23 protein-coding genes are annotated in these 25,153 nt (G+C 32.2%); 9 read left to right on the top strand and 14 right to left on the bottom strand.

Annotated elements, in window-relative coordinates:
* Window positions 1-35: 35 nt before the first annotated feature.
* Window positions 36-1,340: a DRTGG domain-containing protein gene (locus tag F1592_RS12780; protein WP_149809706.1), complete on the bottom strand. Its 1,305-nt coding sequence runs from the start codon at window positions 1,338-1,340 to the stop codon at window positions 36-38.
* A 227-nt stretch (window positions 1,341-1,567) separates the two neighbouring features.
* Here F1592_RS12780 and F1592_RS12785 point away from each other — a divergent pair, with 227 nt between their 5' ends.
* Window positions 1,568-1,981 carry a universal stress protein gene (locus F1592_RS12785; protein ID WP_011275518.1) on the top strand — a complete coding sequence of 138 codons (414 nt, stop codon included), beginning with the start codon at window positions 1,568-1,570 and terminating at the stop codon, window positions 1,979-1,981.
* 122 nt (window positions 1,982-2,103) lie between these two features.
* Here the strand turns inward: F1592_RS12785 and F1592_RS12790 are convergent, their stop codons facing one another.
* Window positions 2,104-2,793 carry a metal-dependent hydrolase gene (locus F1592_RS12790; protein ID WP_149809705.1) on the bottom strand — a complete coding sequence of 230 codons (690 nt, stop codon included), beginning with the start codon at window positions 2,791-2,793 and terminating at the stop codon, window positions 2,104-2,106.
* Between the two features lie 154 nt (window positions 2,794-2,947).
* On the opposite strand from F1592_RS12790, the gene F1592_RS12795 reads away from it, so the two are divergent.
* A complete protein-coding gene (locus tag F1592_RS12795; protein WP_053016738.1) occupies window positions 2,948-4,003 on the top strand; it encodes a M24 family metallopeptidase in 1,056 nt (351 codons plus the stop codon).
* Between the two features lie 72 nt (window positions 4,004-4,075).
* On the opposite strand, the gene ald is transcribed toward F1592_RS12795, so the two are convergent.
* Window positions 4,076-5,197: an alanine dehydrogenase gene (gene ald, locus F1592_RS12800; RefSeq protein ID WP_149809704.1), complete on the bottom strand. Its 1,122-nt coding sequence runs from the start codon at window positions 5,195-5,197 to the stop codon at window positions 4,076-4,078.
* A 143-nt stretch (window positions 5,198-5,340) separates the two neighbouring features.
* Between ald and F1592_RS12805 the strand changes: the two genes are divergently transcribed.
* The gene (locus F1592_RS12805; protein WP_011275514.1) at window positions 5,341-5,838 is read left to right on the top strand and encodes a universal stress protein; all 498 of its coding nucleotides are present in this window, start codon (window positions 5,341-5,343) and stop codon (window positions 5,836-5,838) included.
* 147 nt (window positions 5,839-5,985) lie between these two features.
* Here the strand turns inward: F1592_RS12805 and F1592_RS12810 are convergent, their stop codons facing one another.
* The 7 genes from F1592_RS12810 to ezrA form a co-directional block, all read right to left on the bottom strand.
* On the bottom strand, window positions 5,986-7,182 hold the full coding sequence (locus F1592_RS12810) for an acetate kinase (RefSeq protein WP_053016739.1): 1,197 nt from the start codon (window positions 7,180-7,182) through the stop codon (window positions 5,986-5,988).
* An 81-nt stretch (window positions 7,183-7,263) separates the two neighbouring features.
* A complete protein-coding gene (locus F1592_RS12815; RefSeq protein WP_070580903.1) occupies window positions 7,264-8,211 on the bottom strand; it encodes a class I SAM-dependent methyltransferase in 948 nt (315 codons plus the stop codon).
* Window positions 8,212-8,343: 132 nt separating this feature from the next.
* Window positions 8,344-8,838, bottom strand: a complete 495-nt coding sequence (gene tpx, locus F1592_RS12820) for a thiol peroxidase (protein WP_011275511.1) — start codon at window positions 8,836-8,838, stop codon at window positions 8,344-8,346.
* A gap of 90 nt (window positions 8,839-8,928) precedes the next feature.
* Window positions 8,929-9,705, bottom strand: coding sequence for a sulfite exporter TauE/SafE family protein (locus tag F1592_RS12825; protein ID WP_037536843.1), 777 nt, complete (start codon window positions 9,703-9,705; stop codon window positions 8,929-8,931).
* A 41-nt stretch (window positions 9,706-9,746) separates the two neighbouring features.
* The gene (thiI, locus tag F1592_RS12830) at window positions 9,747-10,970 is read right to left on the bottom strand and encodes a tRNA uracil 4-sulfurtransferase ThiI (protein WP_149809703.1); all 1,224 of its coding nucleotides are present in this window, start codon (window positions 10,968-10,970) and stop codon (window positions 9,747-9,749) included.
* Window positions 10,971-12,107 carry a cysteine desulfurase family protein gene (locus tag F1592_RS12835; RefSeq protein WP_053016741.1) on the bottom strand — a complete coding sequence of 379 codons (1,137 nt, stop codon included), beginning with the start codon at window positions 12,105-12,107 and terminating at the stop codon, window positions 10,971-10,973. It abuts the gene before it with no gap.
* A gap of 374 nt (window positions 12,108-12,481) precedes the next feature.
* A complete protein-coding gene (gene ezrA / locus F1592_RS12840; protein WP_037551046.1) occupies window positions 12,482-14,176 on the bottom strand; it encodes a septation ring formation regulator EzrA in 1,695 nt (564 codons plus the stop codon).
* Window positions 14,177-14,306: 130 nt separating this feature from the next.
* Here ezrA and F1592_RS12845 point away from each other — a divergent pair, with 130 nt between their 5' ends.
* Together F1592_RS12845 and rpsD are read left to right on the top strand one after the other, a co-directional pair.
* On the top strand, window positions 14,307-14,774 hold the full coding sequence (locus tag F1592_RS12845) for a GAF domain-containing protein (RefSeq protein ID WP_037536849.1): 468 nt from the start codon (window positions 14,307-14,309) through the stop codon (window positions 14,772-14,774).
* Between the two features lie 224 nt (window positions 14,775-14,998).
* Window positions 14,999-15,601 (top strand): 30S ribosomal protein S4, encoded by a 603-nt coding sequence (gene rpsD / locus F1592_RS12855; protein ID WP_011275505.1) that lies wholly within the window; start codon window positions 14,999-15,001, stop codon window positions 15,599-15,601.
* A 74-nt stretch (window positions 15,602-15,675) separates the two neighbouring features.
* On the opposite strand, the gene F1592_RS12860 is transcribed toward rpsD, so the two are convergent.
* Complete coding sequence (locus F1592_RS12860) at window positions 15,676-16,422, bottom strand: glycerophosphodiester phosphodiesterase (protein ID WP_053016742.1); 747 nt, start codon at window positions 16,420-16,422, stop codon at window positions 15,676-15,678.
* A gap of 79 nt (window positions 16,423-16,501) precedes the next feature.
* On the opposite strand from F1592_RS12860, the gene F1592_RS12865 reads away from it, so the two are divergent.
* From F1592_RS12865 to serA, 3 genes are all read left to right on the top strand, one after another.
* A complete protein-coding gene (locus F1592_RS12865; RefSeq protein ID WP_053016743.1) occupies window positions 16,502-16,942 on the top strand; it encodes an OsmC family protein in 441 nt (146 codons plus the stop codon).
* Between the two features lie 115 nt (window positions 16,943-17,057).
* The gene (locus F1592_RS12870) at window positions 17,058-18,218 is read left to right on the top strand and encodes a pyridoxal-phosphate-dependent aminotransferase family protein (protein ID WP_053016744.1); all 1,161 of its coding nucleotides are present in this window, start codon (window positions 17,058-17,060) and stop codon (window positions 18,216-18,218) included.
* Window positions 18,208-19,806, top strand: coding sequence for a phosphoglycerate dehydrogenase (serA, locus tag F1592_RS12875; protein ID WP_053016745.1), 1,599 nt, complete (start codon window positions 18,208-18,210; stop codon window positions 19,804-19,806). Before F1592_RS12870 ends, serA begins: the two co-directional genes overlap by 11 nt.
* 122 nt (window positions 19,807-19,928) lie before the next feature.
* On the opposite strand, the gene F1592_RS12880 is transcribed toward serA, so the two are convergent.
* The 3 genes from F1592_RS12880 to F1592_RS12890 all read right to left on the bottom strand — a co-directional run bounded on the left by F1592_RS12880 (window position 19,929) and on the right by F1592_RS12890 (window position 23,707).
* Complete coding sequence (locus F1592_RS12880; RefSeq protein WP_053016746.1) at window positions 19,929-21,059, bottom strand: HAD family hydrolase; 1,131 nt, start codon at window positions 21,057-21,059, stop codon at window positions 19,929-19,931.
* 225 nt (window positions 21,060-21,284) lie between these two features.
* Window positions 21,285-22,748, bottom strand: coding sequence for an N-acetylglucosamine-specific PTS transporter subunit IIBC (gene nagE, locus F1592_RS12885; RefSeq protein ID WP_053016747.1), 1,464 nt, complete (start codon window positions 22,746-22,748; stop codon window positions 21,285-21,287).
* 335 nt (window positions 22,749-23,083) lie between these two features.
* The gene (locus F1592_RS12890; protein ID WP_053016748.1) at window positions 23,084-23,707 is read right to left on the bottom strand and encodes a lysophospholipid acyltransferase family protein; all 624 of its coding nucleotides are present in this window, start codon (window positions 23,705-23,707) and stop codon (window positions 23,084-23,086) included.
* A gap of 167 nt (window positions 23,708-23,874) precedes the next feature.
* Here F1592_RS12890 and F1592_RS12895 point away from each other — a divergent pair, with 167 nt between their 5' ends.
* Window positions 23,875-25,152 carry a S1C family serine protease gene (locus F1592_RS12895; protein ID WP_149809702.1) on the top strand — a complete coding sequence of 426 codons (1,278 nt, stop codon included), beginning with the start codon at window positions 23,875-23,877 and terminating at the stop codon, window positions 25,150-25,152.
* The last annotated feature ends 1 nt before the right edge of the window (window position 25,153 follow it).

Genomic DNA, 25,153 nt, shown 5'->3' on the forward strand with positions numbered 1-25,153 from the left:
TTATATCTCCTTAAATTAGATTTATTACTTTAAAATTAAATACTTTGCATATCCTCAAACATCTGACAAATTATCATTGCATTTGCGACTTTTTCATTCCCGCTTACCATCGCGACTTCCAATTTAGCAAAGTTCCTTCCAACATCGAGCATGTCATATTGAACTCTAATTGATGCTTCAATTGGCACAGTTTTAATATAGATGATATTTAAACTTTCAATCATAACATCTACCTTTTTATATTTTCGCAATTCATGTTTTATTGTTTCTTCAATAATAGCGACAAATACAGCCTTACTTAATGTGCCATATTGATTGGTTAATAACGGAGAAACCTCAACCGAAATATCATTTTGTGAAATCGTAATATGTTTCGCTATTTGATCATTAATCGTCTCACCTATTTGAGGTTGTCTGCCAATAAGTTGCATCGCTTTTAATACGTCATCTCTCGTTATTACACCTATTGCTCTTTTATTCTGAGTTACGGGTAATATCTCAATTCCTTCCCAAATCATAATGTGAGCACAACTCGCTACCGTTGTATTTAATTCAACATTGATAGGACGTTTCGTCATTACTTTAGCAATGGTATCATCTGAGTTCATTTGAATGACTTCCTTACTCGTAACGATTCCAACTAATCGCCAATCTTTATCTACGACTGGAAACCTTGAATGACCTGTAACTTTGGCACGTGATTTATAATCTTCAATACCCATTTCATCAAATATAACCGTCATATCGTTAATTGGTTTCACTATATCTTCAACTATTAAAATTTCTTTTCTAATCATTTGATTATACATTGCTCTATTAATAATATTGGCTACAAGAAATGTATCATAATTTGAAGACAGGATTGGTAAATCATGATTATTAGCATAATCAATAATTTTTTGTGTCGTTTTAAAACCTCCAGTTATAAGTACGCCACTACCTCTTTTTAACGCTTCTAACTGAACATCAGGCCTATTACCTACGATTAACAATGTATGATGACTTAAATATTTAACCACATCTTTAAGTTCCATTGCACCTATCGCAAATTTTGAAACACTTTTTGTTAATCCATTTTTACCACCAATGATATCTCCATCAATGATTTTTAAAATTTCTTTAAACGTAAGGTTCTCAATCTCCTCACGATTCTTTTTATCAATACGTACTGTACCTACTCTATCAATGGTAGTTACTAACCCAAGTTGTCCGGCATCTTTTATAGCTCTATATGCCGTCCCCTCAGATACTTTCATTACTTTGGCAACTTTCCTGACAGAAATTTTTTGGCCAACATTTAACGATTCTATGTATGCTATGATTTGTTCATGTTTAGTCATTGATAATACCTCTTTATAATGTACAGTGTTTTATTTATTATAACTTTTTAATCATAAAAAATCGATTTAGAAAATGTAAATTAATTAGTTTTAAAACGCTTCATCAGTTTGATTTTTTATTAATTAATAAATCAAGTTATGTTAATTAAATCTTTAATTATTTTAATTATATACATTGGTAAAATTAAAATATTTTATATATAATTGTTTATGAGGAGGGATGACCTATGTATAAAAATATTTTATTAGGTGTAGATACTCAATTAAAAAATGAGAAAGCGTTGAAGGAAGTATCAAAATTAGCAGGTCCAGATACCGTAGTAACTATTTTAAATGCGATTGGTGAACAGGATGCACAAGCATCAATTAAAGCTGGTACGCATATTAATGAATTGACTGAAAAACGTAGTCAATTGCTAGAAAAAACACGAACTACTTTAGAAGACTACGGCATTGATTATGATCAAATCATCGTGCGTGGTAACCCTAAGGACGAATTAGTGAAACACGCTAATAGTGGTAAATATGAAATCGTCGTATTAAGTAACCGTAAAGCTGAATCTCAGAAAAAATTCGTATTAGGCAGCGTAAGTCACAAAGTAGCTAAACGTGCTACCATCCCTGTATTGATTGTAAAATAGTTAGTACAATTTCAAAAGATGCGTCAAAATAATAGCACAAAGATGATTGTTCATGTATAAATCACCTTTGTGCTTATTTATTTCATTAAACTAATTAATTACTTCATTTATATTTACATTTATTAAAATGATACAGACTCACCAGGTTCTAATATTTGTACTTCACCTTCATGCACTGCATCCTTAAATTGCTGTGGATCTTGTTCAATTAATGGGAAAGTATTGTAATGAACTGGAACCGAAATCTTAGGTTTAACAAATTCATTAATTGCATAACTTGCATCATCAATACCCATAGTAAAGTTATCTCCAATTGGAACAAAACATACATCAACAGGGTGTCTTTCAGCAATTAATTTCATATCACTAAACAATCCTGTATCACCCATGTGATAAATCGTTTTACCTTCAACTTCTAATATAAGTCCCATTGGCATGCCTAAGTAAACAGGGATACCATCTTCATGTGTGAAACTTGAACTATGGAAAGCTTGAACATATTTAACGCTACCAAAATCAAATTTAGCTTTGCCACCGATATTCATACCATGAACATCTTCTACACCGTGATAAGTACTTAAATACCCTTGTAATTCAGCAGAACCTATAACAGTTGCGTGATTACGATTTGCTAACTCAACTACATCGCCAAAGTGATCAGCATGACCATGAGTTAAAATAATATAGTCTACATCTAATGTTTGTTCATCTAAATCACATTTGTCATTACCCGAAATAAATGGATCTACAATTACTTTTTTACCATTACCTTTAAAATAAATCGTTGATTGCCCATGAAAAGAAAGTTTCATAATTATAGCCTCCTATTGCTTGATTATTATAATTATACCCTAGCTATTAAAGATATAACATGAAACTAAAAGAATCGCTTATTGCATTAAATAATTTTGAATTCTAAGCTGATTAGACGTAAAATTAACATAAATACTTAATGGAGATGATTGAATGAGTAAAATCGAAAAAATAACTAAACAATTACAACATGAACAAGCTGACGCTGCATGGATAACAACTCCTCTCAATGTATTCTACTTCACTGGGTATAGAAGCGAACCTCATGAGAGACTATTTGCACTATTAATTACAGCAAATGGAGATCAAACCTTATATTGTCCAAAGATGGAAGTTGAAGAAGTTAAGAATTCTCCATTTGAAGGAAAAATCATTGGCTACTTAGATACTGAGAATCCTTTTGAAATTGATCCGTTATCTTTTAATAAGTTATTGATTGAAAGTGAACACTTAACAGTAAAACGCCAACGCGAGTTAACTCAAAACTTTGGTGTTCAGCACTATGGCGATATTGATCAAATAATTAAAGAATTACGTAATATTAAAAACGAATCCGAAATTGAAAATATTCGCGAAGCGGCAAAGCTCGCTGACAAATGCATCGAAATTGGTACCGAATTCCTTAAAGTTGGTGTAACAGAACGTGAAGTAGTCAATCATATTGAAAATGAAATCAAAAAATTTGGTGTTAGTGAGATGAGTTTTGACACAATGGTATTATTTGGAGATCACGCTGCATCACCTCACGGGACACCAGGAGAAAGAAAACTTGTTAAAGATGAATATGTATTATTTGATTTAGGGGTTATATATAATCATTATTGTAGCGATATGACACGTACAGTAAAATTCGGAACCCCTTCTGAAGAAGCTCAAACAATTTATAATATTGTTTTAGAAGCAGAAACCAATGCAATTGAGGCAATTAAAGCAGGCGTCCCTTTACAAGAAATTGATAAAATCGCTAGAGACATTATAAGTGATGCTGGATACGGTGATTATTTCCCTCACAGATTAGGACATGGCCTTGGTTTAGAAGAACATGAATATCAAGATGTTTCAAGTACAAATTCAAACCTACTTGAAGCGGGAATGGTTATTACGATAGAACCTGGTATATATGTACCAAATGTTGCTGGAGTACGTATTGAAGATGATATTTTAGTAACTGAAAATGGTTATGAAATACTAACACACTATGATAAATAAAAATTAAAAATCCAGTTGAGTTTATAGTAAAAAACTATGCACTCAACTGGATTATTTATATTAAATCAATTATTAATCTTCTTTTAATGCATCTTCAACAGATGTATATTCTAAGCCCAACGCTTCAGCTACACCTTTGTGAGTTACATGACCTTTGTACGTATTTAAACCTAAAGATAATGCGTGGTTAGCTTTGAATGCTTCACGGTAACCCTTACTTGCTAATAATTGCGCATAAGGTAATGTTGCATTATTTAATGCAATTGTAGATGTACGAGGTACTGCACCTGGCATATTCGCAACTGCATAGTGAACAACACCATGTTTTACATATGTTGGATCATCGTGTGTCGTAATTTTATCTGTGGTCTCAAAAATACCACCTTGGTCAATAGCGATATCAACAATCACTGAACCATCTTTCATTTGTTTAATCATATCTTCAGTAACCAAGCTAGGTGCTTTTGCACCAGGGATTAATACGGCACCAATAACTAAATCACTTTCTTTTACTGCATTTTCAATATTTAATGGGTTAGACATAATAGTGTTCACACGGCCATCAAATAAATCATCTAATTCAGCTAATCGTTTAGGGTTTACATCTAAGATTGTAACATTAGCACCTAAACCTAGTGCGATTTTAGCCGCATTTGTACCAGCTTGACCGCCACCGATGATAGATACTTTACCTTTTGGTACTCCAGGAACGCCTCCAAGTAAAATACCCATTCCACCGTTAAATTTTTGTAGGAATTGTGAGCCAACTTGAGCAGACATACGTCCTGCAACTTCACTCATTGGTGTTAATAATGGTAATGAACGGTCAGGTAATTGAACCGTTTCATAGGCAATACCTACGACTTTATTATCAACTAACGCTTGAGTTAATTTTTCTTCATTAGCAAGATGTAGGTATGTAAATAAGATGAGTCCTTCTTTGAAATATTTATACTCTTCTTCCAATGGTTCTTTAACTTTAATAACCATTTCTACATCCCATACAGATGACTGTTCAGATACAATGTCAGCACCTGCATCTTTGTAATCTTTATCTTCAAAGAATGAACCTAAACCAGCATCTTTCTCAACAAGTACTGTATGTCCTTGCTCAACTAATGCATGTACACCACTTGGTGACAAACCAACTCTGTTTTCGTTATTTTTTATCTCTTTTGGAATACCAATTTTCATTCCATCCACCTCCATCACTATCGTAACGCTAAACCAATGAAAGCGCAATCAGAAAAAGTACACATTATTGTTAAAATATAAAGAGTAAAAATTCTGAAATTTGTGGTAATATATAAGTAAGAAAAGCTAAGGGGGTTATTAAGATGTTAACATACAAAAACATTTTAATCGCAGTTGATGGTTCACACGAAGCTGAGTGGGCTTTCAACAAAGCAGTAGACGTAGCTAAACGTAATGACGCTAAATTAACTATAGTGAACATTATCGATTCAAGAACGTATTCTTCTTATGAAGTATACGATGCACAATTCACTGAGAAGTCTAGAAGTTTCTCTGAAGAATTATTAAAAGGTTATCAAGAAGTTGCAACACGTGCTGGAGTAACTAACGTTGAAACTCGTTTAGAATTTGGTTCTCCTAAAGCAATTATCCCTAAAAAATTAGCAAGTGAATTAGGTGTAGATTTAATTATGTGTGGTACTTCAGGATTAAATGCCGTTGAAAGATTTATTGTCGGTTCTGTATCTGAAGCAATTGTACGTCACGCACCATGTGATGTTTTAGTAGTACGTACAGAAGAAATTCCTGAAGATTTCCAACCTGAAGTTGCGACTCCAGAATTTAGAAAACAATATTCATAATAGTTATATCTAACTATTCACTTACAAAGTGAGTTTAATATGGCGATAAGGTCTTTGACTTTATCGTCATTATTTATTTGTCACAATTTTATTAAAAAAGACAACATACATTGTCTAAGTACAATGCATGTTGCCAGTATTAATAAATTATAATTCGCCAAATTTAACTGTATCTCTGGCAATCATAACTTCTTCATTTGTTGGAATAACAATAACTTTAACTGGTGAGTGTGGGTAATTGATAAATCCTTCTTCACCACGGATTGCTTCATTTTTCTTAGGATCCCAATAGATGCCCATGAATTCTAAGCCTTCTAATACTTTAGCACGTACTGTTGAAGAGTTTTCTCCTACACCAGCTGTAAATACAATGACATCCACGCCATGCATTCTTGTAGCATAAGAACCAATATATTTATGAATTCTTGAAGCAAATACGTCTAGTGCTAATTGTGCACGTTCTTTACCTTCTTCTGCATCACTTTCAAGGTCACGTAAGTCACTTGATGTACCTGAAATACCAAGTAGACCTGATTCTTTGTTTAATACATTAAGAACTTCTTCGGCGTTTTGACCAGTCTTTTGCATAATGAAAGGAATTAATGCAGGGTCGATATTACCTGAACGTGTACCCATTGTAACACCTGCTAATGGAGTGAATCCCATTGATGTATCGATTGATTCACCACCATCGATGGCAGCAATTGATGCACCATTACCAATATGACAAGAGATAATGCGTAACTCTTCAATTGGTTTATTCATGATTTCAGCAGCACGTTGTGATACATATTTGTGACTTGTACCATGGAAACCATATTTGCGAATACCATAATCTTTATAGTATTGGTAAGGTAAGCTATATAAATAAGATTGTTCTGGCATTGATTGGTGGAATGAAGTATCAAACACTGCTACATGAGGAATGTTTGGTAATAATTTTCTGAATGCACGAATACCCATTAAGTTAGCAGGGTTATGCAATGGTGCTAATTCACTTAATGACTCAATTTGTTCTTCCACTTTATCTGTAACTAATGCAGACGTTGGGAATAACTCACCACCGTGCACGACACGATGTCCTGTACCAGCAATATCATTAATGTCATCAATGATGCCATGTTGTTTGAAACTGTCTAACATGATGTTAATTGCTTCTTCATGATCCTTGATATCTTTAACATCTTTAATTTTTTCACCATTCACTTCAATTGTGAAGATTGAATCTTTAATACCGATACGTTCGATTAAACCTTTTGTTACTAGAGTTTCTTCAGGCATTCTTATTAGTTGGAATTTTAAAGAAGAACTACCAGCGTTAATCGCTAAAACTAAACTAGACATATATTATTGTCCTCCAATTTATTAATTAATATCCATATTTATTTAACCATTAATACAGCCATAATTCAAGAATATCACAGTTTATTTTTGAGGATGATTGTCTTTCATCCAAGTATTTAATTCACCAATAAATCCTTGGAATTGATTAGGATTTTTAAAATCAGGAATATTTGCTAATAACACTTCAACTGGCTTAGTCTCATTCGATTTTTTCTTTTGTAAAATCAATATTGATTTACGCGCATTTTCGTTCTTAAATAACGTCTTAGGTAAATTTAGAAATGCTTGCATTTCTGTTTCTGTAGCAATGAAATTTTCCAACTGTTTTACATTGTCATCTTCAAAAATATTACTTGGAACTACTAAAAATGCGAAACCAGATTGTTTCAAGGCAGTAATTGCTTGTTCAATTAGTAAATAGTGAGAATAGCTATGCCCTTCTTTAAAACCTAATTGCATTTCATGACTTCGTTCATCTAGAGGATAATATCCTATCGGTAAATCGCCAATAACAATATCCGCTTCTTCTAAAGGTAACGGCATAATTGCATCCTGAGGATAAACATCAAACGGTATCTCCAAGAAATTTGCTAAATGTACACTAACTCTTGAAAGTACCGGATCAACTTCAATAAGATGATGCATTATTGTAGTATCCTTAAGCACTTCATTAACAGATGCGCTTAAATGGCCTGCACCACTAGCGATATCTACAACATGTAATTCTTCGTTTTTTTCAGTAAATTTTTGAACTAAAAATCCGAGAATTAAACCTATAGAATCGGGTGTTATTTGGTGATTGGCTTGAATTGTTTCTTCTTGCATTAAACTTAAATAAGCGAACTGAAATGCTTTTCTACGATCTTGTAATGTGGCTTGTTCTAATAATTCACGTTTATTACTATAAACATCTTCCATTGCTAATCCTAAATTCTCAATAAAACTTTGACCGTTTTGTTCATTTAAAGCTTTAGCTTTTTCATCTAATGTTTTGAAAAGCTTTTCCATGATTGTTTGTTCTTCACTCATAAACTTAATCCTCTCCATTAAAAAAGTGTCCATTCGGTTTATTTCTTAAAAATAATCAACGCTAATTTAAAGTAGCATTTCTGAAATAAATATGGACACTTTTACGTTATATCTATCATCTAAAAATTGATATTAAATGTTGCGATATGCTTCTAATGCAGCATCAAAGTTAGGGAAATCAGTACCTTCACTAACTAATTCTTTATATACAACTTTGTCATTGCTATCTAATACAAAAACAGAACGAGCTAATAATCTTAACTCTTCCATAACGACACCATATTGTTGACCAAATGATAAGTCTTTATGGTCACTTAAAGTAATAACGTTATCTAAACCATTTGATGCACACCATCTTTTTTGAGCAAATGGTAAATCTGCAGAAATAGTTAAAACAACACCGTCTTCTTGCGCCGCTTCTTCATTAAATTTACGAGTTTGTTGGTCACACACACCTGTATCAATAGAAGGTACAACGCTGATTAATTTCTTTTGACCTTTATAATTTTCTAAACTAACTTCATTTAAATCGTTATCTAATACTTTAAAGTCAGGAGCATGTTGCCCTTCTGATACTTCAGAACCAGCTAAATGAATTGGATTATTTTTAAAAGTAATTTGTGTCATGATGAAATGACCTCCTATAATATTTATCATTATATTGTTATCATACGACAGTCGTAAAACTTAAATCAATCATTTAAAACTGAATCATATCTAATGTTGAAGCAGTTGTAAAATGTAGTCATATGTGTTTTTCAAAATTAGAACTGCTGTAACGATGATAAAAAGTATCTTTACATAACCAACACCTTTGCTTATGGCAAATTGTGCACCTACATATGAACCAATTATCATACTTACAGCCATAATTAAGCCATACACAAAATCAACCTGACCTAAGATAATAAACAGAACTAATGCACCTAAATTAGAAGCAAAATTTAAGACTTTCGCATTACCTGCTGCACTTAAAAAATCAAATCCAAACATAAGCAAAACAAATAACATAAAAGAGCCAGTGCCTCCACCTAAGAAACCATCATAAAAGCCAATTATAAACATTAAAGATACAAAAATGATAGCTTTACCAATTGTTAGCTTAGAAAATGTGCGCACATTTCCCCAATCTTTTTTCATAATTGTATATATCAGTACAAGGCTCAATATAATGATAATTAAAGGCTTTAAAACTTGTGCAGGCAACATAGTAGCTAAACTAGCACCGCCTGCTGCAAATATAAACACAAATGGAAATAACTTAAGTACAATATTTAAATCTACTTTGCCTGAACGTATAAACTTAATTGCACTTGTAAGCGATCCAAATGAACTGGCTAACTTGTTAGTACCAAGCGCCAATGAAGGTGGCATTCCTATAGCTAATAGAGCTGGTGTTGAAATTAGGCCCCCACCACCTACTACTGCATCGATAAAAGCAGCTAAAAATCCAAATGCTATAATAATCAATATAATATTTAGTGTTATCTCCATGATGCATATCCCCTTTGTTTTTAATACTTGATTACTCTATTTTAGAATAACTCATCAATTAATGCATCAGTGTTTTGGTCTTTTTCGCTCTTATAATCTTTGTTAATCGTTAATGTTTCAATATTATCTGCTGCACGTTGAACCATTTCATCGAAGTTAAATACACTTTCATATTTAATTACTTTATCGTAATCTGGTTCAGTTACAGGATTTTTAGGAGTGAAAATAGTACAACAGTCTTCATAAGGTTGAATCGAAACATCAAATGTACCAATCTCTCGTGCTTTCTTGACAATATCTTCCTTATCAAGCGAAACAAGTGGTCTTAAAATCGGAGTAGAAGTCACATCATTAGTTGCATACATACTCTTTAATGTTTGACTTGCCACTTGTCCTAAATTTTCACCGTTAACAATCGCATTAGCCCCAACTTTTTCTAATACAATATCCGCTACACGTAACATCATGCGACGTGTTGATGTCATTGTGTATCTAGGATGAACTACTTTATTTATTTGTTTTTGTAATTCTGTAAATGGCACTATATGCAATTTTATTGGTCCCACTCTTTCAGAGAGGATACGTGTAAGTTCAATCACTTTATCTTTAGCTTTTTCACTAGTAAAGGGTGGACTATGGAAATGAATCGCTTCTATATAAACACCACGTTTCATAATTTCCATTCCAGCTACTGGAGAGTCTATGCCTCCTGACAACATTAAGAGTGTTTTACCGCCAGTGCCAACCGGTAAACCACCAGCACCTTCATAAATTTGAGTGAATACGTACACACCATCCATTCTTACTTCAACTCTTACGTTATAATCCGGTTGTTTCACATCAACCGATATATCTTCAGTTGCTTGTAAAATCGCACCTCCAAGTTCACGTTGTAAAGCATATGTGTCCATTGGAAATGACTTATCTACACGTTTAACATCAATTTTGAATGTCTCTCCCGGTTTAAAATCTTGAGCTAAATCAACACATAATTTTTTTATTTCATCTAATTCTTGAGATGTTTTATGAACAGGACTAATAGATTTAATACCAAATATTTTAGTTAAGCGATTGATTACCTCTTGTGCATCCGCTTCTTCAGTTAATGAGATATACATTCTATCTCTCTTACCTTTAACATGCGTTCCTTCTATAGTTTGTAAAGACTTAATGACGTTATCTTTCAAAGCATTTACAAACTTTTTCCGATTTGTTCCTTTTAAAGTCAGTTCACCATATCTAACTAATAAATGATCAAACTCCATTTACTTTAACAACTCCTTAATTTCTTTGTATATTGTTCCAAATTTCACTTTAAATTGATCAATATCTTCTTGAGTAGTCATATCTCCTAAGGATAATCTAATACTTCCTTCAATTTTATTATCAGGAAGTCCCATTGACATTAAAACTTCATTTAGTTTCCCTCTTTTAGATGAGCAAGCGCTTGTAGTTGAAACCATGATATCCATTTTAGAAAATGCATTAACTAAGACCTCACCTTTCACACCTGGAAACGCAATATTTAATATTTGCGGAGCACAATCCATAGGAGAATTGATATATACACCTCTAAACTCTTTTAAAAATTCACGTAATTCATGGTTGTAATCACTTAATCGTTGATTACGTTCATTTAAATTATCCATTGCTAAAGTTATTGCTTTCACTAGTGACACATTCATCGGCAAGTTCACTGTTCCACTTCTTACGCCGTATTCTTGTCCTCCGCCATGAACAATAGGCTCTAATTTATCTTTATTGTCAATTAATAGGAGACCTTGTCCTTTAAGTCCATTAAATTTATGGCCACTAAAGCTTACACTATTAACACCTTCAAGGTTCATTGTTATCTTTCCCAAAGCTTGAACTGCATCAACGTGTAAATGTACTTTAGGATATTCTTTTAATATGTTCACTATTTCATCAATAGGTTGAATTTGTCCCATAATATTATTCACATACATACAAGAAACAAGGCCGACCTTATCATTCATCAATGAAGCTAAATGTTCAATATCAACACGGCCATCCGCATTAACATCAACATATTTTAATACAAACCCATCTTCTTCTAAATATCTCATAACTTCTAAGACAGATGGATGTTCTAAAACGGAAGTAATAATTTCATTTGCAAATTGCTTTTTACGATAAGCAATACCTTTTAAAGCTATATTATTCGATTCAGTGGCACCACTTGTGAAAATAACATCTGTATTTTGTCCTATAGATAGCATTGAAGATATACGCTCCTTTGCTTGTAGAAGCACCTTCTCCGCTTGCAACCCCCACTTATGAGGACTATTTGGATTGAAATAAACAGTTTCATTTACTTTATTAAATGAATCGAGTACATCTTTATGAGGCTTTGTAGTGGCTGCATTATCAAAATAGATCACTTAAAACACTCTCTTTCATTCTCTATTAAATTATTTATTTACCCTTAGTAAATTTATCTTTTATAGACATATTATTCAAAAATAGATACTAAAGCATTATACTATTTTTAAATAAAAATAAAAGGCGTCGGACTCAAATTAAATGATTTTGAGTTGAAAACTTATTTAGCATTATTTATTAAGCGTTCTGAATTTAAATAACTCCTCTTGAATTCAATAACTTATTATAACTTTAAACAAATCAAAAAAGATGGGACAGAATTCATTATGAATTCATTGTCCCACCTCAAAATAGACTACTATTTATTTGCTTTAACCTAACACTTGTTAGTTACCAAAGTTATAAATTTTTATTGTCAATAAGACAAGCGAAATTAACCTTTGGCTACCTCATCTTCAATATATTTAGTAATTCCAGGTTCTACACTTTCAAGTGCTTGTTCTGAAATTTCAATTGATCGTTTGTAACGATTATTTTTAAACAAGCGTTCTGCTTCGTTTAAACTCTTATCTACATTATTATGATCTTTACGATAACGGTTACCATATTGAATTAAACGTTCTGCGTATACGGCATTTACCAATACATCATTTGCTTCATCTTCAAAAGTATTCATTTGAATAACAATTTTGGCAACTTTATCTTTAAGTTGTTTAACGTGAATTGGACGTTCACTAAATTGATCATTCGTTTCACGAACTTCATGGTCAATTTCATTTTTCATAATAATGAATCTTTCAGGTACACTTGTTAAATTTGAAGCTAAAAGTCGGCGATAAACTTCTTCTTTTTTAGATTGAATTCTTAAAAGATTATCTTCTGCCTCAGCTTCATCTTCTCTCAATTGAATAAGATGATTTTGTAATTTTTCTTGATTCTCATTAATTACTTTAACGTGATCGTCTAAATATTCTAAGTTGTCTTTAACTTCGCTATAACGTACAGCAGATTTAGCCATTTCTTTAAGAATTTCATCATAAACTGCTACTAAATTTTGAATTTCGTTCTCATGTTGTCTAATGCTATGAACATCACTTTCATTAATGAAATAATTCTCACGAATATAGTCAATTTCTGTACGTAATGTGTAATTCATCTCACGTGCTTTGAACAATTCATCAGTAATTTGTTCTTTAGTTTCTTCCACTTCATTTTTAGCTTTAACTTCATGCTCAATCAAATCATACATTTCATCAAGCTTATCATTAATTTGTTCAAGTTTATCGTTTGCATTATCTAACTCAAGACGACTGATCATAGGTTCTACAAAATTCAACTCTGTCTTTAAGCTTTGTAGCGTACCATCGATTTTAACGTGATCTAGATCATAACCGTTCATCTTTAAGTCACGACAACCATATTTCAAATCTTGAAATTGTCCAGGTAGTTCTTTTTGGGCTTCTCTAATTAATTCTGGAATTTCATCCATATACTTTTGGACTTCATTCATAGATTCATTTAGACCCATAATGTGGTTGTGTGCTTGAACGTAATTTCCTTCTTCTTTAAGTTCTTCATACTGTACAAGTTCTGGCTCAAATGATTCAATTCTTTTTTCAAGTGGTGAAGCTGCATCGCCAAACTGATGTCTGTTAGCTAACACATCACGCTTCATTTCTCGATAATTAGTCTTGCACTTTTCATAAACTTGTTCATTTTCCTTATGTAAAGAAACAATTTCATTAACATCTTCAACTTGTTGTTGATACCCAGCTTCGTATTTATCCATTAATTCATGTGCATCGTCAATGTCACTTTGAGCTCCAGAAAATTGAAACTTATCAAGTTGAATTTCAGCATCGTGGATTTTTTCCTCTACGGGTGCTAAATAGTTATTTGTATAGTCTAAGGTGTCTCTCTTAAAGGCATCATATTTTGTTCTAGTTTCACCTTTTAAATTTAATTCAGAAAGTTGTTTTAAATTTTCTTCAAAAGGTAATCTTTGAACTTTCAACTTACGTTCTTCAGCTTCTTCAACAATTTTTCGTTTGTTAGAACGTAAATAAAACATGATTCCTACAATGATTAAAACAATGATAATTATTGCTAATATTGTGTATAAAACCATCTCATTCTCCTCCTATATTATCATTATTATAACGCAAATACCGCTTTCATTAAAATAGTAAATGAATGAATTGATAGAATAAATTTTTCCATTTATACTTTTATTAAAAATAACAAAATGAGGTAAGCATATGCCATTAATAAAAGAAACAAATTATAATTTATTAACGAAACAGCTTCAAAGTTTAATCGAAGACGAACAGAACCTTATCGCAATTCTAAGCAATACATCAGCTATATTAAATGATAATTTAGATCAAATTAATTGGGTTGGTTTTTATCTAATTGAAAATGAAGAACTAATTCTTGGACCCTTTCAAGGTCATCCAGCTTGCGTTCATATTGCAATTGGCAAAGGTGTCTGTGGTACTGCAGTTGCAGAAGATAAAACACAGTTAGTTAAAGATGTACACGCGTTCCCAGGACACATTGCTTGCGATGCAAACAGTAAATCAGAAATAGTAATTCCAATTCATGTCAATGATGAAATAATTGGGGTTCTAGATATTGATGCACCTATCACAGATCGATTTACCAATGAAGATAAGGAAGGTTTAGAAGTTATTGTCAAAGTTCTTGAAAAACAGCTAACTAAATAAATAAAAAGTATTGACACTTTGTAAAATACTGTTACAATGAACTTTGTGTGAATTAACGAAAATAGCAGTTGCATATCAATAAGCTCTATGTTGTTCCCGATGAGGACGTGTCGCGTAACTGACGCTATAAGGTGAAGACACATAAAACAACATATCCTATTGGGCATGCAACACTCTTTTTTGTTTATTCATAACAACAAAAAAGAAAAAGGAGGAGTCTTAATATGGCTCGATTCAGAGGTTCAAACTGGAAAAAATCTCGTCGTTTAGGTATCTCATTAAGTGGTACTGGTAAAGAATTAGAAAAACGTCCTTACGCACCAGGACAACATGGTCCAAACCAACGTAAAAAATTATCAGAATATGGTTTACAATTACGTGAAAAACAAAAATTACGTTATTTATATGGAATGACTGAAAGACAATTCCGTAACACATTTGACATCGCTGGTAAACAACACGGTGTACATGGTGAAAACTTCATGATTTTACTAGCTAGTCGTTTAGACGCAGTTGTTTATTCATTAGGTTTAGCTCGTACTCGTCGTCAAGCACGTCAATTAGTTGGTCACGGTCACGTTGAAGTTGATGGTCGTCGTGTTGATATTCCATCATATTCATTAAAACCTGGTCAAGTTATCACTGTACGTGAAAAATCACAAAACTTAGACATCATCAAAGAATCTGTTGAAATTAATAATTTCGTACCAGAATACTTAGACTTTGATGCAGATAGCTTAAAAGGTACTTTCGTACGCTTCCCTGAACGTAGCGAATTACCAGCTGAAATTAATGAACAATTAATCGTTGAGTACTACTCAAGATAAGTTCATGATAATGAACAACCACCCTTCCTTATGGAATGGGTGGTTTTTTTATATCATAAATGATCAAAATGATTTTATATTCTAAAGATATCCTCTGGTAAATCAGAAATAATGCCATCTACGCCAAGGTTTATAAGTTTTTTAACATCTTTCCGTTTATTCACAGTATATGGAATAACCTTCAATGATTTACTATGTGCATTTTTTATAAATTTAGAATTAACTAATTTGTAATTAGGATTAATAAAATTTGCATAATCAGATATTTCTTCAAAATTTGGAGATTTATACCAATATTTCTTTCTACTAATAAGCAACCCTAATTGATACTCACTATCCAATGAGTTTAAACGTTTCACACAATCTTCATCAAAAGATTGAATGATTGCCTTATGTTTAGGAACTTTATATATTTCTAAAGCCTTTAATACAGCTTCTTCTATTCCGGGATATTGATGTGGAACTTTAATCTCAATAAGTAACTTTTTTGAAAAATTTTTAATTAAGGATAACACCTCTTCAAATGTTGAAATCTTAGTATTTCGAAAAGATTTATCATGTTTTACTCCAAAATCAAATGTTAACAATTCTTCAAGTGTATAGTCTTTTACTTTTCCTTCACCATTCGAAGTTCGATTAATAGTGTCATCATGTATAACAACTAAATGATTGTCTTTGCTGAAATGTACATCTATTTCTAACATATCAATATGTTGCATTAAAGCCGCCTTAAAACCAACAAGAGTATTTTCTGGAAATTGATTAGATAAACCACGATGAGCAACTATTTGAAATGCTTGATTAGGTTTATTAATTTTCATAAAAAGTCACCTTTCTTTAATTATGTCACACTTTAAACTACACTTAAATTACCATATTATAAGTGGAGGTTAAACATAAATGGTTAAGCATGATTTTAAAGTACAAACAAAATGGCGTGGTGGAAGAGAAGAAGTTGGAACTGTTAATGGAAACATTATTTCTGAACAAATTTCTATACCTGCACCGCTTGGTGGTAATGGAGTAGGTACAAATCCTGATGAATTATTAGTATCAGCAGCATCGTCTTGTTATATCATCTCATTGGCAGCAACATTAGAAAGAGCAAAATTTACCGACATCAATCTGATAAATGATTCAGTGGGTACTGCCCTATTCGAGAATGGTAAGTTTAAAATGGCTACAATAACACATTATCCTAAAATTTCAGTGACTGCGGAAGACAAAGCAAATCTTGAGAAACGACTTCCTAAATTATTAGAAATAGCTGATAATAATTGTATGATTTCGAATTCTATACGTAATAATGTAGAAATTAAAATTCAAGCGTCAATTCAATAATTGTTAAAATTGCGCTAGTTTCACCATGAATCTCATATAAACATGGTGATTGCTCTTTTAAATTATCAGAATATTTGGTAAAATGATTAAATCTTATACCGTGGGAGGAAATTTAATGAATTATTATGAACCACTTTTATTAACACCAGGACCTACTCCAGTTCCAAAGGAAATCAATCATGCTTTAGGTTTACCTATGGTTGGTCACCGTTCACCAGATTTTGAATCTATAGCTAAAAAAGCATTTAACAATTTAAAACCCATTTTTGGTACAGAAAATGAAGTTATGATTTTAACATCAAGTGGCACTAGTGTCTTAGAAGCAAGTATGTTAAATATAGTTAATCCTGATGATCATTTTGTCGTTATAGTGTCAGGTGCCTTTGGCAATCGTTTTAAACAAATTGCTGAGACATACTATGAAAATGTACATATATATAATGTGGAATGGGGTCAACCCATTGATGTTAAAGAATTCATAACATATCTTGACAATTTAAATCATCAAATCAGTGCTGTATTCACTCAATTCTGCGAAACGTCAACAGCTGTCTTACATCCTGTAGGTGAACTTGGTAAAGCACTGAAAACATTCGATCAAGATATCTACTTTGTTGTAGACGGTGTGAGTTGTATTGGTGCTGTAGATGTTAATTTAGAGCGTGACTACATAGATGTGTTAGTTTCTGGAAGTCAAAAAGCAATTATGTTGCCACCCGGACTAGCATTCGTTGCTTATAATGATCGTGCTTTGAATCGTTTCAAAGAAGTGAGTACACCACGCTTTTACTTAAATTTAAATAAATACTTTGACTCACTTCAACAAGATTCTACTCCTTTTACACCAAATGTCGGGTTATTTAGAGCTGTAAACGCTTATGCCGAATTAATTCATTCTGAAGGGTTTGAAAATACCATTAAACGTCACTATATTATTAGAGACGGTCTAAGATCAGCTTTAAATGCATTAGATTTGGAACTGCTAGTAGAAGATGATTTCGCTTCCCCAACGGTAACATCGTTCATACCAACATCCAAAGATGAATTAACTCATATTAAATCAACTTTAAAAACAAGATTTAATATTACAATCGCTGGTGGTCAAGGTAAATTGAAAGGAAAAATTTTACGTATCGGACATATGGGTAAAGTCTCACCTTTCGATATACTCTCAGTGATAAGTGCTTTAGAGATTATACTTACAGATTACCGTCAAACGAATTATATTGGTAAAGGCTTAACAAAATTTTCAGAGGTGATTCATAGTGAAGCATAATATTCTAGTGTCAGACCCTATTTCAACAGATGGATTACAAAGTTTATTAAACCATTCTGATTTTAACGTCGATATTAAAACTGATTTGGATGAACAATCATTATTAGATATTATAGGTAATTACGAGGGTTTAATTGTTCGTAGTCAGACGCAAGTGACTCAACAAGTCATTGAAAAGGCTAATAAATTGAAAGTTATCGCACGTGCTGGTGTTGGCGTTGACAATATTGATATTGACGCTGCTACTCTCCAAGGTATTTTAGTTATTAATGCACCTGATGGTAATACTATTTCTGCAACTGAACATTCAGTAGCTATGATTTTAGCGATGGCTAGAAATATTCCTCAAGCGCATGCATCTTTAAAAAATAAGGAATGGAATAGAAAAGCGTTTAAGGGTGTCGAACTTTATCAAAAAACATTAGGTGTCATAGGTGCAGGACGAATAGGTATTGGTGTAGCACAACGACTTCAAAGTTTCGGTATGAAAGTGTTAGCTTATGACCCTTATCTTACGGAAGATAAAGCACAACAATTAGGCGTTAAACTTGCTACTATAGATGAAATAGCTAGACAAGCTGATTTTGTAACAGTTCATACGCCATTAACACCTAAAACAAAAGGTATTGTAAATGCTGATTTCTTTTCAAAAGCAAAACCAACATTGCAAATTATTAACGTCGCAAGAGGCGGTATTATCAATGAAGATGATTTATTAAATGCACTAGATAATAATCAGATTGCACGTGCTGCATTAGACGTATTTGAAAATGAACCCCCTACCGATTCACCATTAATAGAGCATGAAAAAATCATTGTTACGCCACACTTAGGTGCATCAACTATTGAGGCTCAAGAGAAAGTTGCAGTATCAGTGTCAGAAGAAATTATAGATATACTAGAAAACGGTAATGTAACACACGCAGTCAATGCGCCAAAAATTAGTTTCAATGATATAGATGAAATAACACAACAATGGATTGAAATAGGTGAGTTATCTGGTGAATTAGCCATTCAATTAATTGAAGGTGCACCGAGAGAAATCAAGGTGACTTTTAATGGTGATGTCGCTAAACAGGAAACTGACTTAATTACACGCTCAATTGTAAAACAAATTTTGCAACAGGATTTAGGAGATCGTGTTAATATCATTAATGCTTTTGCACTTTTAAATGAACAAGGTGTAACACGTAACGTTGAAAAAAGAGCATCACAAGGTACTTTTAGTAATTATATTCAAGTTCATTTAGTTAGTGATACGGAAGAAGTAAAAATTGGTGCCACTGTCATAGCTGGCTTTGGCGCTCGTATTGTACGTATTAATGATTACTCTGTTGACTTTAAACCTAATGCCTACCAACTTGTTTCTTATCATGGTGACAAGCCTGGTATGGTCGGTTTAACTGGTCAGCTACTAGGTAGACATAATATTAATATTGCATCAATGTCACTTGGCAGAAATGTACAAGGAGGCCAAGCGATGATGGTATTATCAATTGATCAACCTGTTACTGAGGATATTATCAATGAACTATATGATGTGGGTGGTTTCGATAAAATATATGGAACTACACTCTCAGTCAAATAACTAATCTTTTTAAAGATTCACTACTATAACTACTTGAAATAATAATGCCCCTCTATGATGGATTTCACTTCATCATTGAGGGGCATATTAATACTAATGATTTAATATCAATTTATAATGAATTAACCTTTCAATAAAATATTTTTAATCAAACCTATATGATCAACAATATAATCCGCTTCATGATGCTCCAATTCTTTACGAGCCTCTTGCCCTTTTAACCCTGTTAATGTACCTATAAATGTAGCACCTATTTGTTTAGCACAGAATAAATCAGCCAGTGAGTCACCAACAATGATTACATCTTCTTTATTTACAATTTGATCTTGTTGAGTAATGAATTGTTTATAATTCTCCTTATTATTTCCATATAAAGTAGCTATGTAGCAAAAAGGATTAGGCTTACCTAGAGGTATAAAGTCAGGATATTCATTTTCAGCTTCCATAACATCACTTGCAGTAACAATGTGATTATCTGAAAAGAACGCTTTTAAACCTAAAGATTCAAATGGAACTAATGTCTCAGTTCTAGGTCTACCTGTAGCTATTGCAAGATGATAGCCTCTCTCTTTAAGAGAATTAAGTAATGACTTTATCTCTTCAATAGGTCTAAGAACTGTTTCGTGATAAATAAAACCATTAATGCCATCAAGAATAGAAGGCTTTTCTTCAACTTGTTCAAATAATTCAGAACCCAAGTATAATTCTTGGTATAAATCTCTAGCAACAAACCATAGAGGTCCTTTAAGTTTAAACAAACGCGCATCATTAACATTTAATTCTTTCTTAGCATATTGTTCTAACTCAGCATAAATATTATTTTTACCACCTTGACTATGATTAATAAAATTCATAGGAAGTTCATAATCGATTTTAAAATCTTTATTGATCAATGACTGAATGCCTTGAATACTTTTAGCTGAAAATTGATTATCTTCTATAATGTCTTTAATTTCTTGAACGGTAAATTGCTTTATTAATTGGATAAAATGTATGCAAAAAACGACAAATAACATATCCCAATTTGAATTTAATCCCATTGATTTTAATCGATTAAGAATTATATCATTATTAAATACTTTACTGCGAATATTATTTATAGTTTCGTCACTTAATGTATTTAATTTAAATGTTTTATCTAAACCTAAAAAATGTTCACTTTTAAGTAACGCCTCTATAGTTAAAGCTGACGTATCGAAACAACGTTCCTCACTTAAGAATACACCGTCTACATCAAATAAAATTGATTTCATGACTTTTCGCTCCATTATTTTTGAATATTCTGATACTTATAATCTTAACGTCTTATATCTCAATGTCAATAAATCTATAATAAAAAAACTGATGAATTCAAGGTAGCCTCCTAAAATTCATCAGTTAATTGAACAACACATATTTATCAATATGGTTATATCTTATCAAATCAGTAAGACATATTTTGTCTGTCTTAATACTTTTAAAAAATGAAAGTATAAATTTTACATTTGCTTTTCAATTTCATCTGCGACTTGCTGTACATGAGTGCCAATTATAACTTGTGCTGAGTGTTGACCATTTTTGGTTACGCCAACCGCTCCTGCATTTCTAATTTTTTGTTCGTCAATAATAGAATTATCCTTTAATTCCATTCTTAATCTAGTAGCACAATTGGTCAATGTAGTAATATTTTCACTACCACCTAATCCTTCTAAGATTTGACTTGCTGTGTGATGATATTTGCTTTTACTTGTAGTTTCAGCCCCATCTCTCTCAGTCGTATTAGAAGTTGGATCAGCTAATAAATTGTCACCACGACCAATTGTGTTGAGGTTAAAGATTTTAATGACAAATCTAAAGATAAAGTAATATAAAGCAAAGAATACAATGCCTTGAACTAAAATCATTAACGGATGATTAGCCACTGGATTGATTAGTGATAATGCGTAATCAATTAAACCTGCACTAAATGAGAATCCTGCTGTCCAATGAAATAGTGCAGCTATAAATAATGACAAACCGGTTAATAATGCATGGATTACAAATAATACCGGTGCAACAAACATAAATGCAAATTCAATAGGTTCAGTTACACCAACCATAAATGCAGAAATGGAACTTGCTATAAACCAACCATATACTTGTTTTTTCTGTGCAGATTCAGCGGTGTGATACATCGCCAACGCTGCAGCAGGCATACCGAACATCATAATTGGGAAGAATCCTGCTTGATATCGACCAGTAATACCTTTAATTGCATCTTGTCCAGTTTGGAATTTACCAATATCGTTAATTCCTGCCGTATCAAACCAGAACACAGCATTTAATGCATGGTGAAGCCCAGTAGGAATTAAAAGTCGGTTAAAGAAGCCGTATAGGAATGCACCGAATGGTCCAAAACCAACTAACCATTCACCAAATGCCACTATAGCTGAATATATAAATGGCCATGCGAATAATAAAATCACAATCAAAAAAGTACAATAGAATACTGTCATAATTGGAACTAATCGCTTACCACTAAAGAATGATAATGCTGTAGGTAATTCAACATCACTGAATTTGTTATAACAGTATGCTGCAATTAGTCCTATTATAATACCAATAAACACATTTGAATTATCCATCTTACTAAATCCGTCGTTTACAGCACTCTCTTTTATATTAAATAATGGTGCTACGAACTCAGGAGATAATACTTTAACGACCAGTGCATATCCCAAAGCACCCGCTAATGCGACTGCACCATCATTTTTCTTTGCCATACCAATCGCAACGCCAATTGCAAAGATAAGCCCTAGTTGGCCTAATATTGCACTCCCTACCGTACTGAAGAATAATGCCACTGTTGGTAATATATTTAATGCTTTAAGCAAATTACCAATTCCAACGATTATTGCGCCAGCGGGTAAAACAGCTACTGGTAGCATTAAGGATCTCCCTAAATTTTGAAAAAACTTAAACATTTCACTCACTCCCAAAACACATATTATTCAAATAATTTATATATAACTAAGATATGTATATAGTTCCTTTATTAATTTACCATAAATGTAAGCGCTTTTGATGTGTCAATTTTAAATCATTTTAAAAATATAATAAGCCTAAAGGTATCTATCACGCTAAAGCTCTTAAACCTATATATGTAAAATTATAAATTTAAATAAGTTTAAAAAAATAACAAGTCTCATATTAAATTCACCGAAATTAATTAAGTGAATATTTAAAAACAAAAACACCCTATTAAAATAACTATTAGAGTCATTAAATAGAGTGTTTATTGTTAATTAGTTACTATAATTTATTTTTCTAGACTATCTTGAATTAAGTGTAGTTCTTTTTGTAATTGTGCTGTACGTCTTTCAATTTCATGTGTTAAATAATCTATTTTTTCATTTCTTTTTAAATCTTTAGGAATATCTGATTGATAAATTGGCTCACCAAATTTAATAAGTGCCTGACCAGTAATTAAACCATGTAATTTTTTAGGTCCAACATAGGCTGCTGGTAAAATTGGCGCTTTGCCTAACATTGCAATAGTTGAAGCGCCTCTTTTTAATGGAGCCCCTTCCGCTGATGTACGATGTCCCGTTGGGAAGATACCGACAGTTTTATTTTCTTTTAACAAATTAACTGGTCTTTTCAATGTACTTGGTCCTGGATTTTCACGGTCAACAGGAAAAGCATTCAATGAAGTTAAAAATTGACCAAACCATCTATTATTAAATAATTCTTTTTTAGCCATGTAATGAATTTCATTAGGAACTAATGCCATACCTAACATGATCACTTCATTATAACTTTCATGAGTACATGTTACTACGTATTTGTTATCTTTAGGAATGTTCTCCTTTCCAATAACATATAATGATTTAGCCATTTTAATTAATATAAAATCTAATAGTCTACTTATAAATTGATACATTATGTCACCTGCTTATTGATTTCTATACTTTATTGATTTTATCATTATCCTTATATATGAACAACTTATCAAAAGATACATCTAAAGTCTGATAGTGGATTACTGGCAATATTTGATTAAACCTTTCATAATTAAATAAAGGGTTAATATTAAAATGGAGGTTAAAAATGTCTGAATTTAATCAAGAGAATCAATCAAATTATAACAACTATCAGCAACCTCAACCTGGAAAACCTAAATTCCCATGGTTTAAAACAATTATCGTTGCATTAATTGCTGGTGTGATAGGTGCTTTACTCGTCTTAGGTGCAAGTAAAATAATGGGATTAGTTGGAATAGATAATGGTGGTGCCCAAGTTCAAGAAGCGAATAATAGTAAAGGTGGAAATGTATTAGACGGAAAAAGTGATAAATATAAATCTGTTAATGCAATGATTAAAGATGTATCACCTGCGATAGTTGGTGTCATTAATATGCAAAAAGCTAATGGTTTAGAAGATTTTTTACAAGGTAAATCATCATCTGAATCTGAAGAAGCAGGTATTGGTTCAGGTGTAATCTACCAAATTAATAATAATTCTGCTTACATTGTGACAAACACCCATGTAATAAGTGGTGCATCCGAGATTAAAGTACAATTACATAGTGGTAAACAAGTTAAAGCGAAGTTAATTGGGAAAGATACTGTATCAGATATAGCTGTTTTAAAAATAGATAATACTAAGGGTATTAAATCAATTAAATTTGCAAATTCTTCAAAAGTACAAACTGGAGATAGTGTTTTCGCTATGGGTAATCCTCTAGGTTTGGAATTTGCTAATTCAGTTACTTCTGGAATTATTTCAGCAAATGAGCGTACAATTGAGTCAAATACTACTTCTGGTGGTACTAAAGTTAACGTCTTGCAAACTGATGCTGCAATAAACCCTGGTAACTCTGGTGGTGCATTAGTAGATATTAATGGTAACTTGGTTGGTATCAACTCTATGAAGATAGCTGCTGAGCAAGTAGAAGGTATTGGTTTTGCTATTCCAAGTAATGAAGTTAAAGTAACTATTGAACAACTTGTTAAAAATGGTAAAATTGAACGCCCTTCTATAGTAATTGGTTTACTAAATTTAAGTGATATTCCTGATTCTTATAAAAAAGAATTAAACACAGATCGTGATGATGGTATTTATGTTGCTAAAGTAAGTCGCTCAAGTGAATTAAAAACAGGCGATATCATTACTAAAATAGATGATAAAACTGTAAAAGAAGATACTGATTTAAGAACTTATCTGTATCAAAATAAGAAGCCTGGTGAGACTGCTAAACTAACTGTTTTACGTGATGGAAAAACGCTAACAGTTAATGTTAAGCTAAAAAGCCAGTCCGATATATCATCTACTCAATCATCTGACTCTGAATCAGATAATAGTCGAAACAGTCAATTTATACAATAGT

Origin of the sequence: Staphylococcus sp. GDX7P312P (assembly GCF_008385775.1) — a bacterium.
In the GTDB taxonomy this organism is placed as follows: domain Bacteria; phylum Bacillota; class Bacilli; order Staphylococcales; family Staphylococcaceae; genus Staphylococcus; species Staphylococcus haemolyticus.

Bases quoted from the DNA above. Each gene is read 5' to 3' on its own strand.
- F1592_RS12845 (WP_037536849.1), top strand. From the start codon at position 14,307: ATGCCATTAATAAAAGAAACAAATTATAATTTATTAACGAAACAGCTT.
- thiI (WP_149809703.1), bottom strand. From the start codon at position 10,970: ATGGAGTTTGATCATTTATTAGTTAGATATGGTGAACTGACTTTAAAA.
- ald (WP_149809704.1), bottom strand. From the start codon at position 5,197: ATGAAAATTGGTATTCCAAAAGAGATAAAAAATAACGAAAACAGAGTT.
- F1592_RS12895 (WP_149809702.1), top strand. From the start codon at position 23,875: ATGTCTGAATTTAATCAAGAGAATCAATCAAATTATAACAACTATCAG.
- F1592_RS12865 (WP_053016743.1), top strand. From the start codon at position 16,502: ATGGTTAAGCATGATTTTAAAGTACAAACAAAATGGCGTGGTGGAAGA.
- F1592_RS12810 (WP_053016739.1), bottom strand. From the start codon at position 7,182: ATGTCTAGTTTAGTTTTAGCGATTAACGCTGGTAGTTCTTCTTTAAAA.
- F1592_RS12870 (WP_053016744.1), top strand. From the start codon at position 17,058: ATGAATTATTATGAACCACTTTTATTAACACCAGGACCTACTCCAGTT.
- F1592_RS12825 (WP_037536843.1), bottom strand. From the start codon at position 9,705: ATGGAGATAACACTAAATATTATATTGATTATTATAGCATTTGGATTT.
- F1592_RS12880 (WP_053016746.1), bottom strand. From the start codon at position 21,059: ATGAAATCAATTTTATTTGATGTAGACGGTGTATTCTTAAGTGAGGAA.
- tpx (WP_011275511.1), bottom strand. From the start codon at position 8,838: ATGACACAAATTACTTTTAAAAATAATCCAATTCATTTAGCTGGTTCT.
- ezrA (WP_037551046.1), bottom strand. From the start codon at position 14,176: ATGGTTTTATACACAATATTAGCAATAATTATCATTGTTTTAATCATT.
- F1592_RS12805 (WP_011275514.1), top strand. From the start codon at position 5,341: ATGTTAACATACAAAAACATTTTAATCGCAGTTGATGGTTCACACGAA.
- F1592_RS12890 (WP_053016748.1), bottom strand. From the start codon at position 23,707: ATGTATCAATTTATAAGTAGACTATTAGATTTTATATTAATTAAAATG.
- rpsD (WP_011275505.1), top strand. From the start codon at position 14,999: ATGGCTCGATTCAGAGGTTCAAACTGGAAAAAATCTCGTCGTTTAGGT.
- F1592_RS12780 (WP_149809706.1), bottom strand. From the start codon at position 1,340: ATGACTAAACATGAACAAATCATAGCATACATAGAATCGTTAAATGTT.
- F1592_RS12815 (WP_070580903.1), bottom strand. From the start codon at position 8,211: ATGAGTGAAGAACAAACAATCATGGAAAAGCTTTTCAAAACATTAGAT.
- nagE (WP_053016747.1), bottom strand. From the start codon at position 22,748: ATGTTTAAGTTTTTTCAAAATTTAGGGAGATCCTTAATGCTACCAGTA.
- F1592_RS12785 (WP_011275518.1), top strand. From the start codon at position 1,568: ATGTATAAAAATATTTTATTAGGTGTAGATACTCAATTAAAAAATGAG.
- F1592_RS12860 (WP_053016742.1), bottom strand. From the start codon at position 16,422: ATGAAAATTAATAAACCTAATCAAGCATTTCAAATAGTTGCTCATCGT.
- F1592_RS12790 (WP_149809705.1), bottom strand. From the start codon at position 2,793: ATGAAACTTTCTTTTCATGGGCAATCAACGATTTATTTTAAAGGTAAT.
- F1592_RS12795 (WP_053016738.1), top strand. From the start codon at position 2,948: ATGAGTAAAATCGAAAAAATAACTAAACAATTACAACATGAACAAGCT.